The sequence below is a fragment of the Streptococcus sp. CF8_Ac1-9 genome, assembly GCF_024295565.1.
GTDB classification, from domain to species: Bacteria; Bacillota; Bacilli; order Lactobacillales; family Streptococcaceae; genus Streptococcus; species Streptococcus parasanguinis_X.
Genome location: NZ_JANCOY010000001.1, coordinates 25,601 through 49,856, shown reverse-complemented (window position 1 = coordinate 49,856; position 24,256 = coordinate 25,601). Strand labels below are relative to the sequence as shown.

Annotated in this window: 21 protein-coding genes; 3 read left to right on the top strand and 18 right to left on the bottom strand. The window is 43.1% G+C overall.

Features of this window, described 5'->3' with window-relative positions; all coding sequences use genetic code 11:
- Positions 1–2: 2 nt before the first annotated feature.
- Positions 3–1,289 carry a homoserine dehydrogenase gene (locus NML76_RS00215; protein WP_201090012.1) on the bottom strand — a complete coding sequence of 429 codons (1,287 nt, stop codon included), beginning with the start codon at positions 1,287–1,289 and terminating at the stop codon, positions 3–5.
- Positions 1,290–1,464: 175 nt separating this feature from the next.
- Here NML76_RS00215 and NML76_RS00210 point away from each other — a divergent pair, with 175 nt between their 5' ends.
- Positions 1,465–2,343 (top strand): polysaccharide deacetylase family protein, encoded by an 879-nt coding sequence (locus NML76_RS00210; protein ID WP_254732370.1) that lies wholly within the window; start codon positions 1,465–1,467, stop codon positions 2,341–2,343.
- Positions 2,344–2,469: 126 nt separating this feature from the next.
- On the opposite strand, the gene NML76_RS00205 is transcribed toward NML76_RS00210, so the two are convergent.
- From NML76_RS00205 to NML76_RS00195, 3 genes are all read right to left on the bottom strand, one after another.
- Complete coding sequence (locus NML76_RS00205; protein ID WP_254732368.1) at positions 2,470–3,312, bottom strand: CPBP family intramembrane glutamic endopeptidase; 843 nt, start codon at positions 3,310–3,312, stop codon at positions 2,470–2,472.
- A 49-nt stretch (positions 3,313–3,361) separates the two neighbouring features.
- On the bottom strand, positions 3,362–3,934 hold the full coding sequence (locus tag NML76_RS00200) for an HD domain-containing protein (protein ID WP_118095308.1): 573 nt from the start codon (positions 3,932–3,934) through the stop codon (positions 3,362–3,364).
- Between the two features lie 99 nt (positions 3,935–4,033).
- Positions 4,034–4,603: a TetR/AcrR family transcriptional regulator gene (locus NML76_RS00195; protein ID WP_003010925.1), complete on the bottom strand. Its 570-nt coding sequence runs from the start codon at positions 4,601–4,603 to the stop codon at positions 4,034–4,036.
- 129 nt (positions 4,604–4,732) lie between these two features.
- On the opposite strand from NML76_RS00195, the gene NML76_RS00190 reads away from it, so the two are divergent.
- Complete coding sequence (locus tag NML76_RS00190; RefSeq protein ID WP_254732366.1) at positions 4,733–5,575, top strand: DegV family protein; 843 nt, start codon at positions 4,733–4,735, stop codon at positions 5,573–5,575.
- Between the two features lie 194 nt (positions 5,576–5,769).
- Here the strand turns inward: NML76_RS00190 and NML76_RS00185 are convergent, their stop codons facing one another.
- The 4 genes from NML76_RS00185 to NML76_RS00170 are packed head-to-tail and all read right to left on the bottom strand — an operon-like array spanning position 5,770 to position 12,954.
- Entirely contained in the window at positions 5,770–7,416 is a 1,647-nt protein-coding gene (locus NML76_RS00185; RefSeq protein ID WP_254732364.1) for a hypothetical protein, read from the bottom strand.
- A complete protein-coding gene (locus NML76_RS00180; protein WP_003010968.1) occupies positions 7,406–8,149 on the bottom strand; it encodes an ABC transporter ATP-binding protein in 744 nt (247 codons plus the stop codon). The genes NML76_RS00185 and NML76_RS00180 overlap by 11 nt, the downstream gene beginning before the upstream one ends.
- Before the next feature lie 39 nt (positions 8,150–8,188).
- The gene (locus NML76_RS00175; protein ID WP_254732362.1) at positions 8,189–9,820 is read right to left on the bottom strand and encodes a M20/M25/M40 family metallo-hydrolase; all 1,632 of its coding nucleotides are present in this window, start codon (positions 9,818–9,820) and stop codon (positions 8,189–8,191) included.
- A 23-nt stretch (positions 9,821–9,843) separates the two neighbouring features.
- Entirely contained in the window at positions 9,844–12,954 is a 3,111-nt protein-coding gene (locus NML76_RS00170) for a CocE/NonD family hydrolase (protein WP_254732360.1), read from the bottom strand.
- Positions 12,955–13,126: 172 nt separating this feature from the next.
- Here NML76_RS00170 and NML76_RS00165 point away from each other — a divergent pair, with 172 nt between their 5' ends.
- Positions 13,127–14,608 carry an alpha-amylase gene (locus tag NML76_RS00165; protein ID WP_254732358.1) on the top strand — a complete coding sequence of 494 codons (1,482 nt, stop codon included), beginning with the start codon at positions 13,127–13,129 and terminating at the stop codon, positions 14,606–14,608.
- 328 nt (positions 14,609–14,936) lie between these two features.
- Here the strand turns inward: NML76_RS00165 and trxA are convergent, their stop codons facing one another.
- The 10 genes from trxA to NML76_RS00115 form a co-directional block, all read right to left on the bottom strand.
- The gene (gene trxA, locus NML76_RS00160; RefSeq protein ID WP_003002728.1) at positions 14,937–15,251 is read right to left on the bottom strand and encodes a thioredoxin; all 315 of its coding nucleotides are present in this window, start codon (positions 15,249–15,251) and stop codon (positions 14,937–14,939) included.
- A 97-nt stretch (positions 15,252–15,348) separates the two neighbouring features.
- Complete coding sequence (locus NML76_RS00155; protein ID WP_254732356.1) at positions 15,349–18,378, bottom strand: CocE/NonD family hydrolase; 3,030 nt, start codon at positions 18,376–18,378, stop codon at positions 15,349–15,351.
- Positions 18,379–18,497: 119 nt separating this feature from the next.
- Positions 18,498–20,483 carry a peptide ABC transporter substrate-binding protein gene (locus NML76_RS00150; RefSeq protein WP_254732354.1) on the bottom strand — a complete coding sequence of 662 codons (1,986 nt, stop codon included), beginning with the start codon at positions 20,481–20,483 and terminating at the stop codon, positions 18,498–18,500.
- Between the two features lie 122 nt (positions 20,484–20,605).
- Positions 20,606–21,643, bottom strand: coding sequence for a M42 family metallopeptidase (locus NML76_RS00145; RefSeq protein WP_254732352.1), 1,038 nt, complete (start codon positions 21,641–21,643; stop codon positions 20,606–20,608).
- Positions 21,644–21,728: 85 nt separating this feature from the next.
- Entirely contained in the window at positions 21,729–22,106 is a 378-nt protein-coding gene (locus tag NML76_RS00140) for a hypothetical protein (protein ID WP_129824538.1), read from the bottom strand.
- 16 nt (positions 22,107–22,122) lie between these two features.
- Entirely contained in the window at positions 22,123–22,599 is a 477-nt protein-coding gene (locus NML76_RS00135; RefSeq protein WP_049491876.1) for a hypothetical protein, read from the bottom strand.
- A gap of 6 nt (positions 22,600–22,605) precedes the next feature.
- Positions 22,606–22,788 carry a hypothetical protein gene (locus NML76_RS00130; protein ID WP_049491878.1) on the bottom strand — a complete coding sequence of 61 codons (183 nt, stop codon included), beginning with the start codon at positions 22,786–22,788 and terminating at the stop codon, positions 22,606–22,608.
- A 213-nt stretch (positions 22,789–23,001) separates the two neighbouring features.
- Positions 23,002–23,385 (bottom strand): hypothetical protein, encoded by a 384-nt coding sequence (locus tag NML76_RS00125; protein WP_049491881.1) that lies wholly within the window; start codon positions 23,383–23,385, stop codon positions 23,002–23,004.
- 12 nt (positions 23,386–23,397) lie between these two features.
- The gene (locus tag NML76_RS00120; protein WP_049491883.1) at positions 23,398–23,820 is read right to left on the bottom strand and encodes a hypothetical protein; all 423 of its coding nucleotides are present in this window, start codon (positions 23,818–23,820) and stop codon (positions 23,398–23,400) included.
- A gap of 12 nt (positions 23,821–23,832) precedes the next feature.
- Positions 23,833–24,255, bottom strand: coding sequence for a hypothetical protein (locus NML76_RS00115; protein ID WP_129824536.1), 423 nt, complete (start codon positions 24,253–24,255; stop codon positions 23,833–23,835).
- Between the last annotated feature and the right edge of the window lies 1 nt (position 24,256).

The following is a 24,256-nucleotide window of genomic DNA, read 5'->3' as shown; positions in this document are numbered from 1 at the left end:
GCTTATTCTCCCAAGACTTTAAAGGTATTCAAGAGTTCGAAATTCGCCTCTGAATCCAATTTTTCAACCAAGTTCTTGAATTGAGTTTGGTTAACTTGGTGAGTAATGATGACAACACTTGCATAGTGACCATCTGAGTCTTCTTGGAGGATTTGCTTGAAGGAAGCTCCTTCTGCATTAAAGATTTCCGCAAGACGCAAGATTTGACCAGTCGCATCTGGTGCCTTGATTGAGAAGTAATAATTGTTCTTCACGTCTTCTGGCTTAGCCAATTGAAGAGGGCGACTGTATTCATTGAAGGCTTTACCGATTGTTCCTTCTTTTAGTCGACGGACAATGCGAACGAGGTCGGCTACGACACTTGTCGCAGTTGGTTTTTGACCAGCACCTGGTCCGTAGTACATAGACTCACCAATACCGATGGATTCCACATAGACCGCATTCATGACATCATTCACTCCTGCGAGTGGATGTTGTTTTGGAAGGAAGGTTGGTGTCACTTCTGCTGCGATCCCTGACTCTGTTTCAACGATAGATCCGACCAGCTTAATGACATATCCAAGGCTTTGAGCAACCGATACATCTTGAGGAGTGATCTGGCTAATTCCTTTGTGACCTACTTGGTCAAATTGGATATTCATCCCAAAGGCAAATTGGCTCAAGATCACCATCTTGTAGGCAGCATCGATTCCTTCAACGTCGTTGGTTGGATCACTTTCAGCGTAACCAAGACGTTGCGCTTCTGCTAAAGCATCTTCATAAGTCCAGCCTTCTTCGACCATTTTGGTCATCATGAAGTTAGAGGTTCCATTGACCACACCAAGAACCTTGGTCACCTTGTCGGAAGCAAGGGAATTCACCAAGGTCCGAAGGATTGGGATCCCACCAGCTACGGCAGCTTCATAATAAAGAGCCACTTGGTGTTTTTGAGCAATCTCTAGCAACTCGCTTCCATGAACGGCAAGAAGGTCTTTGTTAGCAGAGACCACATGCTTACCCGCCTCAAGAGCACGGGTGATAAAGGTCTTAGCTGGCTCGATACGGCCCATCAATTCCACAACGATGGCAATGTCTTTGTCTTCAATGATCTCATCGACATTGGTCACAAAGTTGTAGTCGTGACCAGCAGCTTGTAATTTTTCCTTTTCCTCATCATCTCGAACCAAGACCTTAGCGATCTCGATTTCATCTTGAGCTGCCTGGGTGATTTTTTCATGGTTTTCTTTTAATAAAAATGGTACGCCACTAGCAACAGTACCAAATCCTAGTAAGGCAATCTTAACAGACATCCTATTGACTCCTTGAATTTTCTATAGTAGCTCCATTATAACAAAAACTTGAGCGTTTGACAGCCAATTGCCTTAAAAATTCTGAATTTTCATGACAGGATCTGCCTGTAGCAAGTTCTGGAAAAGAACATAGAATTTGTGGTACAATAGAGAAAATGATGAAAACGGTGACACTATGAGTAAACGAAGAGTACCTAAAAAAATCAAAGCCCTACTTGGAATCAATGCCTTCCTACTGGTCTGTATCTTCATTTGTAGCTTTCTTCTGATCAAACGGATCACTCAGCCAAGTGACGGGAATACAAGTGGCACTGCCGTGACGCGCTCGCTAGATGAACACAGTTCCTCTATCGAGTGGACCCGAGTGAAAAAGCCGGTCAAACTGCCCATCCTCATGTACCACTCAGTGCACAATATGGCCGAGTCAGAAGCTGCCAATGCCAATCTGATTGTCGATCCAGAGACCTTTGAAAGCCAACTAAAGGCCCTGAAAAAAGCCGGTTATTACACACTGACACCTGAGGAAGCCTATCGCATCCTCGCTAAAAATGAAGTCCCCAAAGGAAAGAAATATGTCTGGCTGACCTTTGATGATGGTGTCGAGGATTTCTATACCATCGTCTATCCGCTTCTTAAGAAATACAAGATGACCGCCACTAACAATATCATCACGGACTTTACCCAAAAGGAAAAAGAAAATGTCCTGACCTTTGACCAAATCAAAGAGATGAAAAAAGCTGGCTTGACCTTTGAAAGCCATACGGTCAATCATCCAGACCTAGCCAATTCCAGTCTTGCGACCCAAAAGAATGAGCTGGTCGCTTCTAAACGCCTGCTGGATAAGGTGCTGGATCAAAATACCAGCGTTATCGTCTACCCATCTGGTCGCTACAGCCAGGTCACGATCGACCAAGCCAAGAAAGCTGACTACAAACTTGGCCTCACCACTAAAAATGGACTAGCCAGCTCCGCTGATGGACTCTATTCCCTCAAACGAGTCCGGATCCTTCCAACCACTACAGGAGAGGACCTCCTAGCCATGATCCAAGAATAAAGAAAGCCCCCTGTCTGAGATCATCGTTTTCAGACAGGGGCTTTTTGTTAGAGTTCCTTATAAAAAATTTTTTAATCGTTGATTCATAAAATGTAACAGGATTCAAAAATTCTTAAAAGAGCTTCATTATTGATTCGCTATAGCCTTCGACTTTCTTTTATAAATGCTCAAAACAATTGCAAATGACAACAACTGCCAAAGAATAATTCTCACTATCTGCAAGCTATCTGATTCAGAATTTGAGACAACATGAACCAGATTTGAAGCAAGATTGTTGAAAAGATGATCTCCTAGTCCTAGCCACAAGGAACCTGTCATTTTGTAAAGTAAAGACCATTTGATACTCATCATTCCCGCTAGGATAACATAGCCAATTCCCATAACAATAAGATTTAAGAGTGACGATTCTTCTTGAAGATAATCTCTTAAGGGCATTGCCAAATGCCATATTCCAAATAGGAAGGCTATAAAGAATAGACTCTTGCGGTAAGAAATCCCTTCAAGAATTTTTGTGAAAAGGCCACGAAAAACTCCTTCTTCCATCCACACGTTTATCAGGTTAAATAAGACACTTAACAAGATAAATAAGATGCCTGCTTGTGTTCCTTTTTCATCAGTTAAAGAGAAACCACTCGCATAAAATGATAAGTGAACATTGCCATGAAGAAACAAGAGAACAATACACTCAACTGAATATGCAAAGATGGAGCATACTAAGCCAAAAAGCAGGCCATTTCCTATACCTCTTATAATTCCATTAGGTGTAAAACCAATATCTATCCATCTTAATTTGCTAATTGAAAGAATTCCCCACAATAAAAGTATTCCAAAAAGCTTATGTAGAAAATTCTCCGATAAAAAAGTTTCATCTGTCCTCATATAGAAGTATTCGAATAGCCTTGCTGCTGAGCAGATAACAAATATAATTGAACAACTTAAAATGGGGGTTTTCAATAGTCTATTTAGCATATCTTCCTTTCAAATGAGTCTTTTATAAAAGTTAATTTCAATATTTTACTCAGTCCAGTTCCTTCTCTAGTTCTTTTAGAAAGGTGATTAAAAACTGATGGCGATTTTCTGCCATTTGTTTGGCAGTCTCCGTGTTCATTTCATCTTTTAAGAGAAGCAACTTGTCATGGAAATGTTGGACGGTATCAGTGAGGGACCTCCCTTTGTAGCCACCATAGGAAAAAGTTCGCGCAATTCCTACAGCTCCTATCGCATCCAGGCGGTCTGCATCCTGGACAATCTTGCCTTCTAAGGTTTCTGGATGCTTCCCACGATTTTTGCTGAAAGAAACAGCATTGATAACCCGACAAATCTGGTCGATTTGGTCTTGAGGAATACTGATCTCTTCTAGAAACATGCGAGCATTCGCATTATTCTCTGTATGAAACAATTTATCATCATCAGCATCGTGAAGAAGAGCTGACAAGCCCACTATCTCCAGATCACATGGACCTTCTGCTTGTGCGATTTTCATAGCATTGGTATAAACGCGGAGGGTATGCTCCACATCATGGCCATCCGCTCGATCAGCAAATAAGGTTTTAACATACTGCTTAGCAGCTTGGATTTGTTCTTCGATCATCGTTCTTGTCCTTTGTTTAATCTCTGCTCAGTTTTATCTATTCATATGAGCTCGTTACGGAGATGTGCAGTTTACTTTAAAACCACCTCTCGGTGGTGTTTACTTTTTCTTTTGTGGAAAGAGGGGTAGGCCTAACGTAGCGATCTTCTCAGCGGGAATCTTCATGCCATCCTTGATCCATTTGGAGATGACAGAGACAATGGCTGAGCTCCAGAAGGAATTGAGGTAGCTGCCAGCGCCATTCGAGGAGCTGCCATTGCGTTTTTCTAAAAAGTCATAGACTGCCTTTGTCAAGAGTCGCTCAAAATTATAATCAATGGCCAAGCTAATGATTTTGGCTTCTTTCTTGACTTCCTTAAAGAGGTAGACCCAGACTTGGTAGAGATCTGTCTTGAGGTTGTAGCCATCTAAAGACTTGGTAATCTTTGCAATACTAGATTGAAAGATGGACTCTAGAATCTCTTCCTTGGAGTCATAATTACGGTAAAAGGCTGCGCGAGAGACACCTGCACGCTGAACCAGCTCAGAGATGGTGATCTTTTTCAGATCTTTTTTCTCCAATAATTGTAGGAGAGAGATTTCGATGGATTCTCGTGTAATCGCATTGTTTTCTCGGTTAAATCGTTTGAGATTTTCCAAGGATTTCTCGGATATTTTTCTTTCTGCCATAACATTTACTTTCTATCTGTCTCACCTGATGATATCTGCTTGGATAGCATTGCTCTTCATGATATAATTGTAAAAGAAGACATACTACTTGTCAATGTACATTTTTATACAATTATGAGGTATGAACTGATGAAATGGAAAATTATTGCGGATTCAGGCTGTGACTACCGCTCTTTGGACAATCTGGCACCAGATACGGAGTTTGTCAGTGTCCCATTGACCATCCAAGTGGGTGACACCATCTATACAGATGATGCCCAGCTCAATATCGATCAGATGATGGAGGAGATGTATGCGACCACGACTGCTTCTAAGTCTGCCTGCCCGAGTCCTGATGACTACATGAAGTCCTTTGAAGGGGCTGAAAATATTGTCGTAGTCACCATCACTGGAACCCTTTCAGGTAGCTACAATAGTGCTGAGGTCGCTAAGAAGATTTATCTGGAAGAGCATCCGAATACCAATATCCATGTCATTAATAGCTTATCAGCTGGGGGTGAGGTGGACCTGATCGTTCGCAAGCTCAATCAGTTGGTCGCTGAAGGCCTCGATTTTGATCAAGTGGTCGATGTGATCACCACCTACCAGTCTAAGACGAAGTTGCTCTTTGTTTTGGCCAAGGTCGACAATCTGGTCAAAAATGGGCGTCTCAGCAAATTGATCGGGACTGTTGTCGGACTCCTCAATATCCGTATGGTCGGCGAAGCTAGTAAGACCGGTACCCTTGAGTTGCTTCAAAAAGCACGGGGCCAAAAGAAAGCGATCAAGGCAGCTTTTGATGAATTAATCAAGGCAGGCTATAATGGCGGACATATCACCATCGCCCACCGCAACAATGAAAAATTTATCGAGCAATTCTCTGAATTGGTCCGTGAAAAATTTGCCCGTGCAAACATCGAAGTCCTCCCTACTTCCGGACTATGTAGTTTCTATGCCGAAGAAGGCGGCCTCCTCATGGGCTATGAAATTTAAGTTTCCACTAAAAAAGAGGCTGGGACAAAAGTCCTAGCCTCTCAATTATTTTTGGATTGTCGAGCAAGACGCAGTGGTTGAGTGGGCTCTACTACGCTGATTTCATCAGCTTTACAGCCCTACTCAACTGTGCGGAGGTGGGACGACGAAATCGAATTCTAACGAATGACCGATTTCTGTCCCACTCTCTCTTTTTACTCTCCGATCTCTTGGTAGAGAGTACGGATTTTTTTGCGGTAGATGGTATAGCTGATCCCTGCTCCAATTAGCAGGATGACACTATAAAGGATCACAGCCAGCAGGGTGCTGACGGAATGATAGGTCCAAATGAAGCTGACAATGATCAAGAGAAACATCACAAAGAGAAAGACAATCAAGAGAATAGACTGAAGAACTGCATTCCCACGATGACGGGTCATTAACTCCGTGATATTGGTCCAATTGGTGCTAAAGTTCTGAAAATCTTTGACATAGTCTCGGATGCAGATCGGAATGGTTGTTACAACCCAGATCAGCAACATGGCAAGGATAGCCAAGGGATGGACGCCAAAATAGAGACAAACGCCAACTAGAAGAATGACAGGAAGGATGGATTGCACCAGATAGAGCAACCAAAACTTCATGAAAAGATAGCGTTTGAAATCAATAGGGAGGGATCTCAAGTACTCAAAATTTTCGCGCTCTAGCGAAATACCGATACTGGTCAAGCCTCCAAAACTATTGAAAACACCGATCAAGATGGCAACAAGGGTCAGTGGCACCAGATACTGGGGCGTCAAGTAAGGACTGAGTCCTCCTATATTTTTCGATGCACCTGCTGCTCCACTGAGGAGGAAAATATAAGGCAGAATACTCATCATCAAGAGGACTTGCACCATAAGGGTCCCATCGCTCAAGAGTCTGCGATGATACTGAATGACAAATCGTCTAAAGGAGTCTTTCTGACCAACATGGAGCACTTTCACACGCTCTTTGACGGTTTGGTTGGTCGCAACTGCAAGGGCCGCGTCATAGAACTGCGGAATCACAAGTTTTCGAACCAGGCCGATCAAGACCAAAAGCACCGCTATCCAGCCCAGAAGGCCAAGGATCGCTCCTCCATCAAAAGGATGGAGGATGAACTGATGAAAGGCAACAAAAGGTGGAAATAGAATGGGAATATCTTCGCCACCCGTCACTTCTACCCGATGGGTCTGAACTAGATTCAGATAGAGATAAGCTCCTAGACTCAGAAGAGAACCAACTCCGACCATGATGTTGGAGACCAGGGTCGTGTGTTTTTTGAAAAAGAGGGTCTTAGTGATCAGATGGGATAGGATGATCGTCGCTAAAAAGAGAACGCCTAAGAGAATTAAGGCACAAAAGAGTCCTAGTAGGATCCCTAACGGATTAAAGCCACCTGCTTGGACAGGCAGGATCAGAAAATAGCTGACCAAGGGAAGGATAGCCATGAGAAGGGTCAGGATGACCGAGATACTCTTTCCAGCAATGACTTCCGCATCTGAGAAGGCATAGGGCCGGTAAAATTGGAGGTCCTTGCTTTCATAAAAGACATTGTAAAAGCTCATAAATCCTTGGGAAATGGTCATCAAGGAAAAGAGGGCCACCATATTGACAAAGAAGGCTGGTTGATGGACAAAATCATAGATGCTAAAGAGCAAGCCAAATATGAGGAAATAGACCAGGCCTAAAAAGAGATAGTTGAGCACCGATTTACGGGCAACATTGAGTTTGACGTCCGGTTTTTTGGCCTGTTTGGCACGTAATTTTGCGATCTGAGCAGGCTGACTGGCATAGATGATATTAACATTGACCAGCTGCTGGATGATCTTAAGACGCATGATCGCCACCTTCTTCCTTCCGACCCGCTAGGCTGAGATAGATACTTTCCAGACTTTGTTCGGGGTGTTGACCTTTCAATTCCTCGATCGTCCCATAGAAAATAAGATTTCCTTTTTTGAGAATGGCGATTTTATCACAGAGTTGTTCGGCCACTTCTAAGACATGGGTAGAGAAAATAACCGTCTTGCCACGATCCGCATGCTGGCGCATCATTTGTTTTAAATCGTAAGAAGCCTGTGGGTCTAAACCGGTCATCGGTTCGTCCAAGACCCAGATATCTGGATCTGACAAGAGGGCTGCAATGACGAAGACCTTCTGGCGCATCCCATGTGAAAAGGATTCAATCACTTCATAGCGGTGGCTCTGAAAATCAAAGATCCTAAGAAGCTCCTCTAGGCGTTGGTCACAGTCTTTCTGACTCATATCATAAGAAGTCGCAACCAACTCCCAGAATTCATTGGCTGTGAGACGCAAGAAAAGATCTGGCGAATCTGCCACATAACCGATCTTCTTTTTGATTGCCAGTCGATGGCTATAGAGGTCCTGACCATCCACTTCAATGGATCCAGTGGTTGGGGTGATGACACTGACCAGGCTCTTAATCGTCGTTGACTTTCCAGCTCCGTTATGGCCAATCAAGCCGACAATTTGCCCGTCTTCGATGGTCAGATCCAAGTGGTTGAGGGCAATATGCCCATCGTAATCTTTGGTAACTCCGTGAAATGTAATCATGTTAACTCCCTAATTGATCCTCATTGGGACCGTTTTTTCTTATTCTGTTGATAAGCGATCATCGAAATGGTAGAGCAATTCTAGTAAATAGTTTGGAATGGTCTCCAAGAAGTCTTCTTTGTAGACCCGCTCTCCTCGCTTGTGCAATTCTTTGCCCCATGGTCCTAGATTGACTGCTGGAACCTGAATTTGAGCAATTTTTTCCAGATCCAGATCATAGACCTGGGCTGGTGTGGCTAGACTATCCAGGACGACTTGATAAGAAGCTACATCCTTTTCCAAGGCACAATAACTGGTGTCGTTAATCCCCATAAAGTATTCTTCGACTTTTAAGAGGTAACCTCTTGTGTCCAGATACTCGCGGTAATCCGTGATGAGGGACACGATATTGAAATCGGTATTGTCTAAAAAGCGGCAATTCATGGAAGGATAATATGGGGGCGCAAAACCGATGACCACCATAGGATCCTTATCTCCGAGAAACTCAAGGAGTCGCTGGATTTGCTGAATCGCAAGGCTCTGGTAGCTGGTCCCATTACGAAAATCTTGCTCCGCTTTTTTATTAGAAGCTTCTCTAAAGGCTTCATAACCCTCTAAGGCTTGGCAACGTTCCTCTAGTTCTTGATAGGTGATGACTCTTGGCTTTGCAATAACATGTTCTTGGCCAGCCTGATCCTGCAAGTGCTCATACTTCTTGTAAAAGGTGTCCAAGGCCTCCTGACTAAGCTCATAGATACGTTGCAAGAGCTCTCGCGGTGTTTTCTTCAAATGCAATACACTGAAATAACCAGCCGCATAGAGCACGGTCGATACATCGTACTGCTCCTTCAAATCTCTGAGATAGGACCAAGAAGGAAGGGGAGACGTTTCTCCCAAGGCTTGATCTGCCAGATCGGGATGAAGATCTAGCTGGCTTGCGATGGCTACTAAGAGGGACAAGGCATTGATCCCTTTAAGGGGCTCCTTCATATGGGACAAGACGCCTTGCGCCACAACGACTGGCATGAGTTTGCCGACTGTGCCAATGTGAAGGACCTTTTCTTTTCCTACTTCCGATTCAAAGGGTTCTGAATCCACTGCTAATACATAATTCAGATCAAACTTTTCCTGCAAATCTGTGAGGAGGCCCAAGGCTCCACGCATCCCACGTGAATAAGATTCCTCGTCTCCAACAGAGAGATAGAGCAGATTGACCTGGCCTCCTGAGGGATCTGCCGCATAGGCTTCCAGAACCCCCAATTGAAGGGCTAGGGCTGCTTTCATATCGCAAGACCCTCTGCCAAATTTCCAATCCCCAGAAGCTAAATCTTCCTGCATATCTTGCCGCCTATCCAGTGTTTTCAAGGCTTCTGCTACTTGATCAGAATCGAGCGCGATTTCTGCCAAATTTCCATAGTCTTCTAGATCGACTGTATCATGGTGATGGAAAAGGATTACTGTTTTTTTCTTGCCCTTATCAACCAAGGCCCAATTGACCGATCGATGCAAGTGATCCTGTGGCACCTGATAGCGTCCAAAATAGTCCGGATGTTCCTTGAAATAGGGGATCTGTCCAATCCGTTGATCCAGGTAGGCTTCGATTCCTTGTTCGGTCTCAGTATTGGTGAAGCTTGGAATCGCCAAGGCTTCGGTAAAAATCGTTTCGATGCTCTCTCTATTGGTGGTTTTCACTTTCTCTCCATCCTTCTTTTCTATTATTCATCTTTGTGAGCTTTGCCAAGTGACAAGAGGCTGGTGAGCATGAGTCCTAGGAAGCCAAAGAGGGTCCAAGGGCTTGTTGCTTGACCTGTTTTTGGAAGGCTTGGTTGGCTTGTCACTTCTATCTTATCTTTATCAGCTCTTTGAGCCAATTCTTGTGCAGTTTCTTCTTTTTGTTCCTTACGGAAGTCCATCAGATCCCGACCGTGGCTTGGTTTTTGAGGAATTTCAGAAATAGCTGGATTGGTTGGAGTCATTAGATTACTTGGAACAATTGGTTTTTCTGCTTGATCTACTGGACTTGGGTCTTGTTCAGGATCTACTTTTGGTTGAATGGTTGCAATTGGCAAGATCCGATCTGCCAATGACGCATACTCTGTATCTTTTTCACTTGGTTGATAACGGAACAAGAGAGACCGACTGTCTTCAACGATTGGAATCGTTGCAGAAATAGAATCTGTCTTGAAGGTCACTTCATAAGGATCTGCAAAATAAATATAATCCGGATCATAGGTGTGCAAACTCAAAACCAGTCGATGGCCTTTTTTCACTGTATAGAGATTTGGTTGCAGATACATGGTGTAATCATGATATTCATTTTCTTTCAGATCAATAGAATGACTAGAACTTGCTGAGTCATAGCGAGATGCTGGATTGGCCAGATTCATCCAACCACGCGCAATCACCACACTCTTAACCTTGTGGGTCTTGTAACGTTTGAGAGGTAAGGTTTCAAGGTTGCTACCATTCCAGTAGCCTGTCTCGTCGATCGTTTCCTTGTCCAATGTGCGTGTGCTGTAACCGTCTTTGTCATAGGTGATTTCTTCTTTGACCACATCAAAGTCTTCGTCTGAGACATCCATCAAGGTCGCACTGACATGGGCATGGTTTTTGTCTCCCTTGACAAAAGCAGCGCTAAAATGCACAGGAATATGCCCTTTGATGGTGACATCTTGGTCGACAGGTGCTGCATAGGAAGCCGCTACTTCTGAGGAATGGAAGGCCGCATCTTGGTTACGTGTAGTCCAGTTATTTCCCGTACCATAGTAATCACCGGTTACTGTCACATCCTCCCGTTTTGAGTAGATTCGAGCAGAGATGGCATTATTGGTATCCCATTTATCAAAACGACGCCATTTACTTGGATCTAGATTGTCCTGAGCTGTTACTTGTGGAAGGTTTTCAATCCCATTTTCAATACCGTAGAGGTAATGGCTATACCAGAGATTCATCAGGTCATTAAAGGCTTGGCCTGCGACTTCTGTCCCTGACCAACGAGTAGATGGATAGATGTGATTGCCCTGGTGGAGCAAGACCTTGGGATCAATCCCCGCCTTTTTATAGGCTTCTAACATGAGTTCAAAATGTTTGGGTTTGACATTGTCATCATTGAGCCCTTGGATGATGAGAGGGGCTGCTTTCAAGTTGGCTGCATTGAGCGTGTAGTCGCGTTTAGCATATTCTTCGTTGTAATTATGACCATCCTTGTGTTGGAGCTCATTGAGCTTGGTGATATAGGCTGCATAATAATCCTTGATCTTGTCCCAATCTTCCTTATCAAGGATTCGGCCTGAGGTATAGACAGATAGCCAAGATAGGTCATTGGAAGCTCCGGTATCAAGAGGAGATCCTTGGCTGTTGAAATGGTCATACCAACTAGCAATCCCTGCAGCTGGCACAATGGTCTTGAGGCCTTCTACCCCAGTAGAAGCTACACCAAATGTTGTCGTACCTGCCCAAGACAAACCAGTCATGGCGACGTTTCCGTTGGACCAGTCCGCCTTGACTTCCTGGTTGCTAGTCTTATCTGAGTAAGCTTTGCGTTTGCCATTGAGCCACTCAACAATATTTTTATAAGCTGCGACTTCAAGGTCAGAGCCGGTCGTATTGATCCCGTCTGATCCTTTTGAGCCCAAACCACTGCTGGTCACCACTGCATAACCACGAACTAAGAAATAATTGTACCAGTTGAGATTTTCGTAATCATAATGCGTATAATCTTCAGAGCTTTCACGCGGATTGACGTAGTACCAATCTTTTGGATCAGTCGCTTTGGCTACTTCTTCTGTCGTAACAGTCTTGGTTGCTTGGCGTTTGGCAGGTTTTTCATAGAGCTTGGCCATATCGAAGTTTCCACCTTCTTTGAGACCAATTCCCTCTAAGGTACGCTCTTCTGTCGTTCCTGTTACATAAGGGCTGGCTTCAAAGATGGTCGCAGCTTTATAGTCCCCATTGACAGCAGCTTTTGGCACCTGCACAAAGGTCTTGACCAAGTCAGGCTTGCCATCTCCGTCCGTATCATAATCAGTTTCCACATAGACAATATAGCGGACGATGTCACTCTTGTCATAGGAGTAATGCTCCGGATCGTCCCCTGGCGTAAATGGGAAAATAGGTTGTGCTTTGCCATTCAAAAAGAGAGGTGTCTTCTTGTCAGCTCGGTAAGCGGCACGGAGCTGTTTGGCTACATCAACCATCGAAGTGAGATTAGTAACTGGAGCAGAACCCTCCGCTCCTTCCTTGACCATCCCTAGGCTCTTGGCAAAAGCTAATCGGTCTTTATCAGTAGATCCGACTTGATTTTCCTTGCTTGAAGCCCAGTTCAATAGTTGATTGACTGCCTCCGTCACAGTGACTTCTTTTTCACGATCCTGGTCGGTTACAGTTGCACCAGTAATTTCAGCCAAGTCTCCTTGGGTTACTTTTGGAGTCGCGCGCTCCTCTTGACTGCTAACGGTAGGCGTCGCAGATGCAGGGCTTGGCTGATTGGTTAGAGTGGACTCAACAGTTGGGGCGCTCACTACCGTTGGACTTGAAGCAGGTTCTTCATGTAGCTCAGTTGTCGGAGTAGTTGTCGGAGCGGTTGGTGAAGTGGTTGGTCGGTTAGTTTCTGAAACCTCTTCTACTTTTTCAGGCTGTACGGTTTCTTTAGTGTCTCCTTGGGTCGAGGTCACTGTTTCAGTAACTTCAGAGCTTGTCGCTGAAGGAGTCATCGTCTCTTCAGTAGTTGTGCTGCTTACTTGGTCTGCTTGCACATGCTGGGCGAGTACAGCAGGACTAATCAGTAAACCTGCAACGAGTAGAGAAACAAGAGTTGTTTTTTTCATAAAATGGTCTCCTTTCACCATTTTCAAAGTCAGTCCTAGCGGAACCCGACTCTATTATGTTATATTCTCACTTCATTTCTTTCATGTATGCGATTTCTTTTCTAGAAAGGGCTTGCTTCCAGCGCAAAAGTTTGTCGCATCCAACTATTTTTGGTAAAATAGGGACATTCACATGAAAGAAGAAATAAAAATGGAAAATCAAACCTTAATGCAATATTTTGAGTGGTATTTGCCCGCTGATGGGAACCACTGGACGCGTCTTGCTGAAGATGCGCAACACTTAGCAGACTTGGGTATTCGTAAAGTCTGGATGCCGCCTGCTTTTAAATCTACTTCTAACAATGACGTTGGGTACGGAGTCTATGACCTCTTTGATTTGGGCGAGTTCGACCAAAAAGGAACGGTTCGCACCAAATATGGTTTCAAAGACGACTATCTTCAAGCTATTCAAGCCCTCAAAGATGCAGGGATTCAACCAATGGCCGATGTCGTTCTCAACCATAAAGCTGCTGCTGATGGCTTAGAGGAATTCGAGGTCGTTGAGGTCGATCCTATGGATCGAAACAAGGTTCTCACTGAGCCCTTCACCATTCAAGGATGGACTAAATTCACCTTTGATGGCCGAAATGGCGCCTATAATGACTTCCACTGGCATTGGTACCATTTCACCGGTACTGACTACGATGCTTCACGTAATAAGAATGGGATCTACCAAATCCAAGGGGACAACAAAGGTTGGGCTCATGGAGATCTGGTAGACAAAGAAAACGGAAACTACGATTACCTCATGTACGCCGATATCGATTTCAAACATCCCGAGGTTGTAGAAAATCTCGATCAGTGGGCTGAATGGTTTATCGAAACGACAGGGGTTGAGGGCTTCCGTCTGGATGCAGTCAAACACATTGACTCCTTCTTTATGAAGAATTTCATCCACAATATCACCAAAAAATATGGTGAAGATTTCTACGTCTTTGGTGAATTTTGGAATGGGGACACAGAAACCAACGATGAGTACTTGGAAAGCATTGATTACCTGTATGACCTGGTCGACGTAGCCCTCCACCAAAATCTCTTCAGAGCTAGTCAAGAAGGTGAAAATTTCGACCTGCGAACTATTTTTGACGGAACACTAGCGCTCAATCATCCTGAAGAAGCCGTAACCTTTGTGGACAACCATGATACCCAACGAGGACAAGCCTTGGAATCTACCATTGAAGAATGGTTTAAGCCTGCAGCCTATGCCTTGATCTTACTTCGTGAAGCTGGTTTGCCTTGTGTCTTCTATGGAGACTACTACGGGATCGAGGGCAAATTTGCGCAAGAAAGTTTCCAAGAGGTTCTCGATCGCCTCTTATGGGTTCGTAAAGATCTGGCCTATGGGGAAGAAACGGACTACTTCGATGATCCTAATTGCATCGGTTGGACACGTTCAGGTACAGAAGAATCAGCACCAATCGCCTGCTTGGTTTCGAATAACCAAGCTGCTACAAAAGTCATGGAGATCGGCTCATCCTACGCAGGCCTCACCTACTATGATGTCCTAGAAAATTGTAGCGAAACCGTCCAAGTCCAAGAAGACGGTACTGCCGAATTCCCAGTGGCAGAACGCTCCGTCAGTGTCTGGGTAGCCCAAGATACAGAGGGCCAATAACCTTTATATATGATTTTCTCCTAGGATCTACATTTTCCTAGGAGAATTTTTTCCTGTAAAAATTTTATAGGAAATACAGCTTCATTTTAGCACTATAAGAAAACGCTGTCAATGGGTATCGCGTCTATTTGAAAGAAATAAAGAGCATCAAAAAAAGCTGGAAAAAATTATCCAGCCTTCGATGTTTGATAGAAATAACTGTATGACGCAGTGGTTGATTGGTATCTTCGTTCGCTTATTAAGCTCCGAAGATAATCTAATCAACTTTGCGGGGGTGGGAAAACGAACTCTTTTTAACTAGTCGGAGTTCTTTCCCACTCCCTTCTTTTTAGCTCAATTCTGCAATGATTTCTTTCAATTGGGCTTTCGTATGAACTCCAGCCACTTGTTTGACAACTTGTCCATCTTTTTTAAAGAGAAGAGTTGGGATCGACATGATACCGAATTGACGTGCTGTATTTGGATTTTCATCGACATCCATCTTACAGATTTTCAAATCATCTTCATGTACTTCTTCTGCCAACTGATCCAAGATTGGAGCTTGCATGCGGCATGGACCACACCAAGTTGCCCAAAAGTCAATCAAGACAAGGCCTTGGCTGGTTTCTTGTTCAAAAGTTGCATCTGTGATTACGTGTGCCATATTTCCTCCTTTTTCAGTAGTGACTACTGATTCTGCATTTCTACTTTTATTCTACACTAAATGATGTCATTTTAGAAATATTTGCTACGGGGACTCCTTAGGCATCTTCTCTCTTATTGCGCCAAAAGATGAGGGTAGAAGCTGTTAGGCTGATCACCCCTAAGAGACCCAGAGCATGATCTTTGCTCCCTGTTTGAGGAAGCATACGGTCTGCTTTCTCTCCTCCTACTGTAGGTGTCACTTCTTGAGGATCTCCTGCCAATCCTTGTGAAACAAATTGAGGTCCATAAGATACAGCTAGTGTAATACCAGGGTTCTCTTGCCTAGATGATGCTGTTTGCATCTGTTCTTCTTTTTCAGGAAGAGTTTGGTTTGGTTGAACAAAGTATTCTGGGCTTGGCAGTGTATACTCTTGCTTGTAGTGTACTTCTGGAGCAACTAGAGCAGCTCCTTCAACTTCTGGTAAATTCGCATAGTCTGTATCTGTTGCACTTGGCACATAGGCTGCCTTTTGAGCACGTGTCTTTTCGACAATTGGAATCGCCGCCTGGATAGAATCTGTCTTGAAGGTCACTTCATATGGATGCTCCACTGTTAAATCAGACGGGTCATAGGTGTTGAAAACAAGCGCTAACTTGTGACCTTTCTTAACTGTATAGAGATTTGGTTGGAGATAAACCGTGTAATCGTGGTATTCTCCCACCTTTGGCTCGATACTATTTCTTGAGCTGGCTGAATCGTAGCCGGACTCAGGGTTCGCAAGGTTGATCCAGCCTTTTGCAATCACCTTGTACTTGGTCTTGATGGTTTCGTATTCGGCAACAGATAGGTTGCTTAAATTGCTTCCCATCCAGAAAGCGTCTGCTGTTTTATCTTGCTTGACGCTACCATTTCCCACCACGTCAAAGTCCTCATCTGCCACATCTACCAAAAGAGCGTTGATTTGGAAATTCTTTCCTTGACCTTTGGCAAGAGCTGCTTTGAAATGAACGGGGATGTGGCCCTTGATCGTAGTGTCCTCAGTAACATCAGAAACGAAGGTCAGATTGGCCTTAGAGGAGGCTTTGCTGACTGTTTCATTACGGTTAGCGATCTCAACACCTGCAGCCGCATAATCACTAGAAATGGTTTCTTCTAGACGTTTCGAGCTTGCATTCAAGAAGAGACGTTGACTGCTCTTCCAGTTATCATAGCTGGTCCACTTGCTTGGATCATAGTTGTTTTGAGCTAGAACCGCTGGCAAACTTTCGACGTGATTATCCACACCGTAGAGGTAATGGGTCAGCCAGGTATTGAGCAAATCATAAAAGTCCTGACCATTTGCGGTGATGCCGTATCCCCGTGACATAGCCGCTGGGTAGACGTGATCTCCTTGGTGAAGATAGAGCTTGACATCTTGTCCTGCTTTCTTGAGGGCATCGTACATAAGTTCAAAGTGCTTGGTCTTGACATTGTCATCATTCAAGCCATGGACGATCAGGGCGCTGGTCTTGAGATTTTCTGGATGAAGGGTATAATCCCGCTCCTTCCATACATCACTGTAGTTGCGATCATGAGCGTACTGGTCCTTGTTCAATTGGTTGATGTAGTTGGAATAGTTTTGCCAAATTCCTGCCCAGTCATCTTGGTCCAGCATCCGCGTGCTAACGTAAAGGGAGAGCCATGAAAGGTCACTATAAGGTGCATTACCAAACTGGGTACCTTGGCTATTGAAATAATCATACCATGAGGCGATTCCTGCTGCCGGAACGATGGTCTTCAATCCTTCTACACCTGTCGCTGCCACACCAAAGGTCGTGGTTCCAGCCCAGGAGAGACCTGTCATAGCGACATTGCCTGTTGCCCAGTCTGCCTTGATTTCGACATTGCTAGTCTTATCGGTGTAGGCCTTGCGTTTGCCATTAACCCATTCGATGATATTCTTAAAGGCATTGATTTCGAGATCAGACCCCGTCGTGTTAAAGCCTTCTGATCCCTTGGTACCAAGTCCGGCACTCGAGATAAAGGCATAGCCTCTAACTAAGAAATAGTCGTACCAGTTCAGATCTTCGTAGTCATAGATATACTCGTAGGGACTGTAGTAATACCAATCCGATGCCTTGGCTTTTTTCGCTGCTTCTACTGTTGTTGCACTGCTTACTGGCTGTCTCTTTCCAGGTTGACTGTGCAGTTTCTTCATATCGTAGCTACCGTCTGTTGGAAGCCCCAAACTTTCAAGAGTCACATAGTTTTCATCGAGCGTCCCCGCTACGTAAGGACGCGCTTCGAGAATAGTTGCTGCCTTAAAATCACCTTGCGCTACGGCTTTTGGTAATTGAACAATGGCTTTAACTAAGTCAGGCTTGCCATCTGCGTCGGTGTCGTAGTCCGTTTCGACATAGACAGGGAAGCGTACAATTTGGCTGTCTTCATATTTGTAGTCTTGGTCTGCTTTTTCTCCCGTCGTATAAGGGAAAATCGGCTGGGCACGACCATTTAAAAAGAGCGGACTTTTCTTTTCAGCCCGGTAGGCATCGTAGAGTTTCTTAGCTGTTTCATACATCTTGGCCAATTCTGGCTGACTAACCTTACGAGTCAGATCTTCTGATTTTTCAATCAAGCCTAAACTCTTGGCAAAGCGTTCGCGATCTGCTTGGCTTTGGCCCAATTGGCTAGGATCTGTTGCTGCCCATTGAAGCAAGCCATTAACAGCATCTTGGACCGTCAACTCTTTAGAGGCTTGATCCTCTGCAAGGGTGCTACCTGTGACCTTTGCCAAATCCTGACTTGTTGCCGGAGCTTCTGAAGGAGGAGCAGATTGAGGCCCAGCTTCCCTGTTTGTTGCTGCTGGAGTTGCTACTGGGACCGTAGGCTCACTTTGTCTTGTGTGTTCTTCTGTAGCAGGGGCTACTTGATTTGCAACTGCCGTCCGATCCAGCGATGCCTCATTCGAGCTTGCAGCTTCTTCACTAGTGACAGTACTTGCGTCACTTGTTGTCGGTCTTGCTTCAGTAGATGGAGCATGGACCACTTCTGTCGATGGGGCTAACTCTTCCGTTTGCTCGTCTGCTGCTACTACTTGGTGCAAGACCATCGGCGCGATCAGTAAGCTCGATGCGACAATGGAAACCATTGTTTTCTTTTTCATGTCAATCTCCTCACTTTTTGTAATCAACACTCCTATTATACTATGTAAGCGTTTTTAGATCAAATAGATATTCAAATGATCTCCAAAAAAACCGAGGCATCAGCCTCGGTTATCGATTCTTATTTGACGTGTTTCTTAAGATCTTCTTGTGCTTTTTTATTTGACTCTGCTTGTTCTTTTTGCCATTTTTCAAGGGCTTTGTTGTAGTCAGCAGTTGTCACAGCTTTATCTTGGAGTTTCATTCCTTTGTAGATCACTTGGTCTTTTCCTTTACCACCAGTCCATGCAAATGGAGCTGAGAATGGTTCGATACGTGTCAAGAATGGACGTCCAGTTGATGAAGAAGTTGGCATAACAAGGGCGCTATCTGTCAACCAAGCTTGTGCTGCCGCATATTTTTCATAGCGTTTGTTGACGTCTTGTGTTTCTGCACCAGCATCTTTGATCATCTTTTCAAAGTCGTACAGACCAACTTTTTTAGCTGCTTCATTGTTTTCACTTGGGTCAAATCCAAGGAAAGTCTTAGTATTTTCACCAGATGAAGCTTTCAAGATATCCATGTAAGTTGATGGGTCTTGGTAGTCAGGGCTCCATCCAACGTTATCAGAGAGATCCCAGTCTTCGCCAGCCGCATTTGGCGCAAAGAGGGTCACATTTTGAAGATCTTCTTTCGAAAGCATTTGGATATCGATGACGATATTTTCTTTACCAAGTGCTTCTTCAACTGATTGTTTGAATGATTGTACCCGTTGAACTCTTGATGGTGTGGTTTGGTCTACAGGCATATCGATGTGAATTGGGAATTTCACACCTTCTGCTTCCAAGGCAGTCTTCGCTTTTGCAAACTCTTCCTTCGCTTTCTTAGCATCGAAGAGACCATTTTGACCATCGTCTAGTTTAGTAGATTTCCACTCATCTCCGTAGGTATCCAATTGAGTTTTCACCATTTCACCAAAGGTCTTACCATTAGCTTGGACAAATGTTGGTGGAATGTAGAGGTTACGGATGATCTTGCTTGCTCCGTCTTTTCCGTTTAATTGAGCAGCATACGCTTCACGGTTGAAGGCAAAGCTGATCGCTTGACGGAAGTCCTTGTTCAAGAGAGCTTTCTTAGTAGATTGTTTTTCTTCATCGGTCTTCTTAGCAGTGTGTTTGTAAGATTGACGGTCGATGTTGGTACCAATAACATAAGAAGCTGCGTCTTGAGGAGTGTAGGTGATTTCGTCTTTGAATTCTTTAGCTTGCTCTGAGTATCCAGATCCAGTTGGGAAGAGTTTAGCCAAGCTAAGAGCATTTTCACCGAATGATTTGGCCAATTTACTTTGGTCTTGTCCATCGTAGAATTCCAATTTCACATCTGAGATGTAGACCTTGTCTTTATCCCAGTAGTTTTCATTCTTGGTCATTTCGATAGAAGATTTTGAAGTAAAGCTCTTCAAGATGTAAGGACCATTGTAAAGAAGGGAGCTAGTATCACTTGCTTGAGCGAATTTATCCCCTTTTGATTTCACGAATTTTTCGTTGACAGGGAAAGTGATCCCAAGAGTCAATTTAGAGTTCCAGTAAGATTCTGGTTGGTTCAAAGTGATTTGAAGGGTATGATCATCAACTGCTTTTACTCCTACAGCTGAGAAATCTTTATTTTTACCACTGACGTAGTCATTCAAGCCTTTGATAGAATCTTGGATGATGTAGAGCATTTCTGATTTGTTATCAGCCGCATATTTAATCCCTGTGACGAAATCTTTAGCTGTTACATCCGCATACTCTTCGCCTTCTGAATCATACCATTTAGCATCGTCACGAAGTTTATAAGTATAAGTCAAGCCATCTTGCGAAACTGTCCAATCTTTTGCAAGAGATGGAATCAAGTTCCCGTATTTATCATTTTCAAACAAACCATCAATCAAGTTTCCAGTGATATCGTGGGTTGCTGCTTTACCAGATGTGATATAGTTTAGGTTTTCTGGCTCAGTCTCATAAACATATGAGAATTTTTGACCGTTGCTTGAGCTAGATGATTTAGAACCACCCGAACAAGCTGCTAGGATACCTGCTGAAAGGAGGGCAACTCCCGCAAGTGCAATGACATTTCTTTTTTTCATGTAAAACTCCTTAAGAAATTTTAAGTTTATTTTAAGATTATACCACAAAGATTTTCAGAAGAAAAGGAATTTTCAGAAAATTTTAGTTTATAAAAAACTACTCCGGAGAGTAGTTCCAATTTTTAATCTACTAAGTCGCTCTTGAGGTAGGCATCGACCATGCGCTCTGTTGCGACTACAGAATCCAAGTGGGTCCGCTCATATGAGTGGCTAGATTCGATCCCTGCCCCGAGAAGAGCGTGTTTGACTTCTGCTCCTGCGCTCATGGCTGCAGAGGCATCTGATCCATAGAAAGGATAGATATCCAATTGATAAGGGATTTCTTGGGCTTTTGCCAAGGCTACCAAATGCTGACGGAATTCGTAGTGATACGGTCCAGAAGCGTCTTTGACACAGATGGATACCGTGTATTCATCCGTCGCTTGGTCATCTCCCATAGCTCCCATGTCCACTGCCAAGTATTCGACCACTTCAGCTGGAATACTAGAATTAGCCCCGTGCCCCACTTCTTCAAAGACTGAAAAGGCAAAGGTGGTCGTTACTGGTAATTGGATCTGCTCTTTCTTGTACACGCGCAGAAGATTCAAGAGAATCGCTGCACTCACCTTGTCATCTAAGTGACGAGATTTGATAAAGCCGGTGTCTGTCACAATGGTCCGGGGATCAAAGCTGACAAAATCACCCACTTCAATACCTAGGGCACGGGTTTCTTTCTCATTGGTCACTTTTTCATCCAGACGGACTTCCATATTATCCTGGGTCCGCTCGACAGTTCCCGCATCCTTGTAGACGTGGCAAGAAGTCTGATGGACCAAAATTGTCCCCGAATGGGTCTTTCCTGTATTGGCTACATGGACTGTACAATTTTCCCCTTCAATCATATTCCAAGGGAAACCACCGATACGGTCTAGCTTGAGGCGGCCATCTGCTTTCACAGCGCGGACAATAGCCCCCAAGGTGTCCACATGGGCTGTGACGTAGCGTTGCTTGTCTGTGATCACACCAGGAACGGTCACATTCACGCCTCCCTTAGCAGTCCGAGTTACTTCGTACCCAAAGCCTTCAATGGTTTTGACCAAGTAATCTGCGATCTCCCGTGTAAAACCGGTCGGTGAAGGAATGGCTGTCAATTCCTGCAAATAAGTCACTGTCTGATTCATAATGCCTCCAAATGTGTTTTTCTTTATTCTAGCATGAAATAGGTGGAATAGCTAGAGGAGAGGTTACAGGGTAGACTATTCAACATTAATCCTCTATGGTCACTGGAAAAATATCTTCCCCTCTTTTCATTCTTTCTTCCATTTCTTTCCACTCAATCACTAATTTATATAGTTCATCAGTTGAAATAAAGCAAGGTTCACCTAAAAGTTCTTCCTCAAATTGGAAGTAAACTTCTGTTATTTCTTTTCCAACTTCGATCCCCAATAAATTTCCATCAAAAGCGTACTCTTCCATATTTCCAGAAATGACATTCTCCAAAGCTTCGCGAACATCCGGATAAAAATCATGAACTTCCGTCATCATAAAGGTTGTTAAAATTTTATAATTTTCTCTGTTATATAGGACGGTGAGTGCTATTTTGTCGTCGACACTCTTGAATAATTTATATTGTCTTTTTAACATTTGTTCTAACCCATTTCTAATCCTCAAGAATTGAAAAATTATATTTGTTTTTGTATCTCTGATTAAAGCGGACAATTACTTTCATAGGGTCTTTTTTTGTTAATCCATTATCAAAAGTTATACTTTTCGTTAACTCTTCCCGAAATTTTTGTATTCCAGATGCTATTTCAGCTACTAATCTTGAAGTATCAATTTTAAAAGTGGCAATACCCTTATCTTCCATAAAGAGTATTGAATCGAAAAATAATATTGAAATATACAAATCCGTAGCTGAACTCTTTGTCAATTTAATTAAAGAGTTCTCTAATAATAATTGAATGTTTTTGACATCACTTTGATTATAAAAATATTCAAACAGTACCTGATTTATATCTGTAGGAAAAACGTCTGGAACAAAAGTTGGAGGTTCAATTCGATACTTTTGTCTTCCGCGAAGTATATCTTCAACGTTTCCTTCTTTTATAGCTTCTATAATTTTTTCTTCTTCCTTCAATTTAGTTTATTCTTCTTCCTTCTTCTCTCCATATTTAGGATCAATTATATTATATAAGCGAATTTGTTCCTCTTGAAAAAACCTATCATAGAGTTCAATGTCCCCACTCGCTTTATTCCAAGCATTTTGTGAGGCTATTCTAGCCCTACTGAGATACTTTTGGGAAAGTTTGTCTTTTTGACTTCCCAAAAATGGTCCTCACTGCTTTTTAATCCGTCTTTTTGCTTCCCTTGTAATTCAGGCTGAATATTTCGGCTCATGAAGGGATAATTGATATTGTAAACGCTCTGTGGGATTTTCACTTCAGAATTCTTATAGGTGAGAATTAAAGCAAGAGCTTACCAATACTTAATTTGTAAACTCTTATTTGTTTCAATTCCAACATAGATATAAAGAGTTATTTTAATCTTTGCTCGCTAGAATTTCAGCCCCTTCAGGTAATATTTCTTCTAGTTCAGACTTTGTAAATAAGCCTTGTGCCTTAGGATTTCCTCTTAAAGCTTCTGGAAATTGCCTAAAGAAATTTTTATTAGCTTCTTCTTGTGTCACGTTCGGTGGCCAACAGTCGTTTTTTAGCTTGAAATGAATTTCTTTAAGTGTTTTTTCCCCAGACTTTAATAATTGAAATAGTTCTAATGGGAATTCATAAACCACACGCTGAGGGGCAATTCCTCCCTCCTCATCAACATAATAAAGATGATTACCATCTCTCCAGACATGCTGACCGTATCCTTTTACCTCTTCAAATTGAATAACATCTTCCCATTCTAGGTTTGTTGGTTTCATCTTATACCTCTTTTACTTAAGTGGCGATACATAATCATCTGGAAGTTTGCCTCTCCAGTCAATCCATTTTTGTTCAGCAAGCGGAATTAATCTTTCAAGCTCTTCCTGAGTAAATAATTCCCAACTCTTAGGATTAGCTATTAATGGAGTTAAGCCTTTTAATATAAATTGTTTCTCACTAGCTTTCTTTTCTTCTTCCGTCGGTGGCCAAGAGTCATTCTGAACTTTCCAGGAAATTTCTTGTAGTGTTCTCTCTCCACTATCTAATAGTACAAATAATTCTTGTGGGAGTTCATAGACCACTAACCAAGAAGCCACGGTGCCTTCTTCTAAAACTAAATAATATTTGTCCTCATTTTTCCAAATGGATTTTCCATATCCTTCAATTTCCTCAAATTGGATAACATCTTCCCATTCAAGTTTTGTTGGTTTCATTTTATACCTTCCTTACTTAAGCGGCGATACATAATCATCTGGAAGTTCTCCTTCAGATTCAATCCACTGCTTCTCAGCAATCGGAATCAACTCTTCAAGTTCTTCCTTAGAAAAAAGTTTCCTATTTTTAGGGACATCTATCAAAGAAGCTGGATGTTTGCTTATAAATTTTCTTCTATATTCTCTTCTCTCTTCTTCCGTTGGTGGCCAACAATCATTCTGAATCTTCCAAGAAACTTCGCATATCGTTCTCTCACCACTCTCTAGTAAGGCAAATAACTCATTTGGCAATTCATAAACCACTAACCAAGAAGCCACGCTTCCTTCTTCTAAAACTAAATAATACTTGTCCTCATTTCTCCAGATGGATTTCCCGTATCCTTCAACTTCTTCAAACTGGATAACTTCTTCCCATTGTAAGTTAGTTGGTATCATT

What these genes read in the sequence shown, in the direction of transcription:
- NML76_RS00195 (WP_003010925.1), bottom strand. Translation starts at nt 4,603, where the DNA reads ATGGCAGAAAGAAAAATATCCGAGAAATCCTTGGAAAATCTCAAACGA.
- NML76_RS00120 (WP_049491883.1), bottom strand. Translation starts at nt 23,820, where the DNA reads ATGAAACCAACAAAACTTGAATGGGAAGATGTTATCCAATTTGAGGAA.
- NML76_RS00210 (WP_254732370.1), top strand. Translation starts at nt 1,465, where the DNA reads ATGAGTAAACGAAGAGTACCTAAAAAAATCAAAGCCCTACTTGGAATC.
- NML76_RS00180 (WP_003010968.1), bottom strand. Translation starts at nt 8,149, where the DNA reads ATGATTACATTTCACGGAGTTACCAAAGATTACGATGGGCATATTGCC.
- NML76_RS00145 (WP_254732352.1), bottom strand. Translation starts at nt 21,643, where the DNA reads ATGAATCAGACAGTGACTTATTTGCAGGAATTGACAGCCATTCCTTCA.
- trxA (WP_003002728.1), bottom strand. Translation starts at nt 15,251, where the DNA reads ATGGCACACGTAATCACAGATGCAACTTTTGAACAAGAAACCAGCCAA.
- NML76_RS00200 (WP_118095308.1), bottom strand. Translation starts at nt 3,934, where the DNA reads ATGATCGAAGAACAAATCCAAGCTGCTAAGCAGTATGTTAAAACCTTA.
- NML76_RS00190 (WP_254732366.1), top strand. Translation starts at nt 4,733, where the DNA reads ATGAAATGGAAAATTATTGCGGATTCAGGCTGTGACTACCGCTCTTTG.
- NML76_RS00155 (WP_254732356.1), bottom strand. Translation starts at nt 18,378, where the DNA reads ATGAAAAAGAAAACAATGGTTTCCATTGTCGCATCGAGCTTACTGATC.
- NML76_RS00125 (WP_049491881.1), bottom strand. Translation starts at nt 23,385, where the DNA reads ATGAAACCAACAAACCTAGAATGGGAAGATGTTATTCAATTTGAAGAG.
- NML76_RS00140 (WP_129824538.1), bottom strand. Translation starts at nt 22,106, where the DNA reads ATGTTAAAAAGACAATATAAATTATTCAAGAGTGTCGACGACAAAATA.
- NML76_RS00185 (WP_254732364.1), bottom strand. Translation starts at nt 7,416, where the DNA reads ATGCGTCTTAAGATCATCCAGCAGCTGGTCAATGTTAATATCATCTAT.
- NML76_RS00115 (WP_129824536.1), bottom strand. Translation starts at nt 24,255, where the DNA reads ATGATACCAACTAACTTACAATGGGAAGAAGTTATCCAGTTTGAAGAA.
- NML76_RS00150 (WP_254732354.1), bottom strand. Translation starts at nt 20,483, where the DNA reads ATGAAAAAAAGAAATGTCATTGCACTTGCGGGAGTTGCCCTCCTTTCA.
- NML76_RS00165 (WP_254732358.1), top strand. Translation starts at nt 13,127, where the DNA reads ATGAAAGAAGAAATAAAAATGGAAAATCAAACCTTAATGCAATATTTT.
- NML76_RS00170 (WP_254732360.1), bottom strand. Translation starts at nt 12,954, where the DNA reads ATGAAAAAAACAACTCTTGTTTCTCTACTCGTTGCAGGTTTACTGATT.
- NML76_RS00205 (WP_254732368.1), bottom strand. Translation starts at nt 3,312, where the DNA reads ATGCTAAATAGACTATTGAAAACCCCCATTTTAAGTTGTTCAATTATA.
- NML76_RS00215 (WP_201090012.1), bottom strand. Translation starts at nt 1,289, where the DNA reads ATGTCTGTTAAGATTGCCTTACTAGGATTTGGTACTGTTGCTAGTGGC.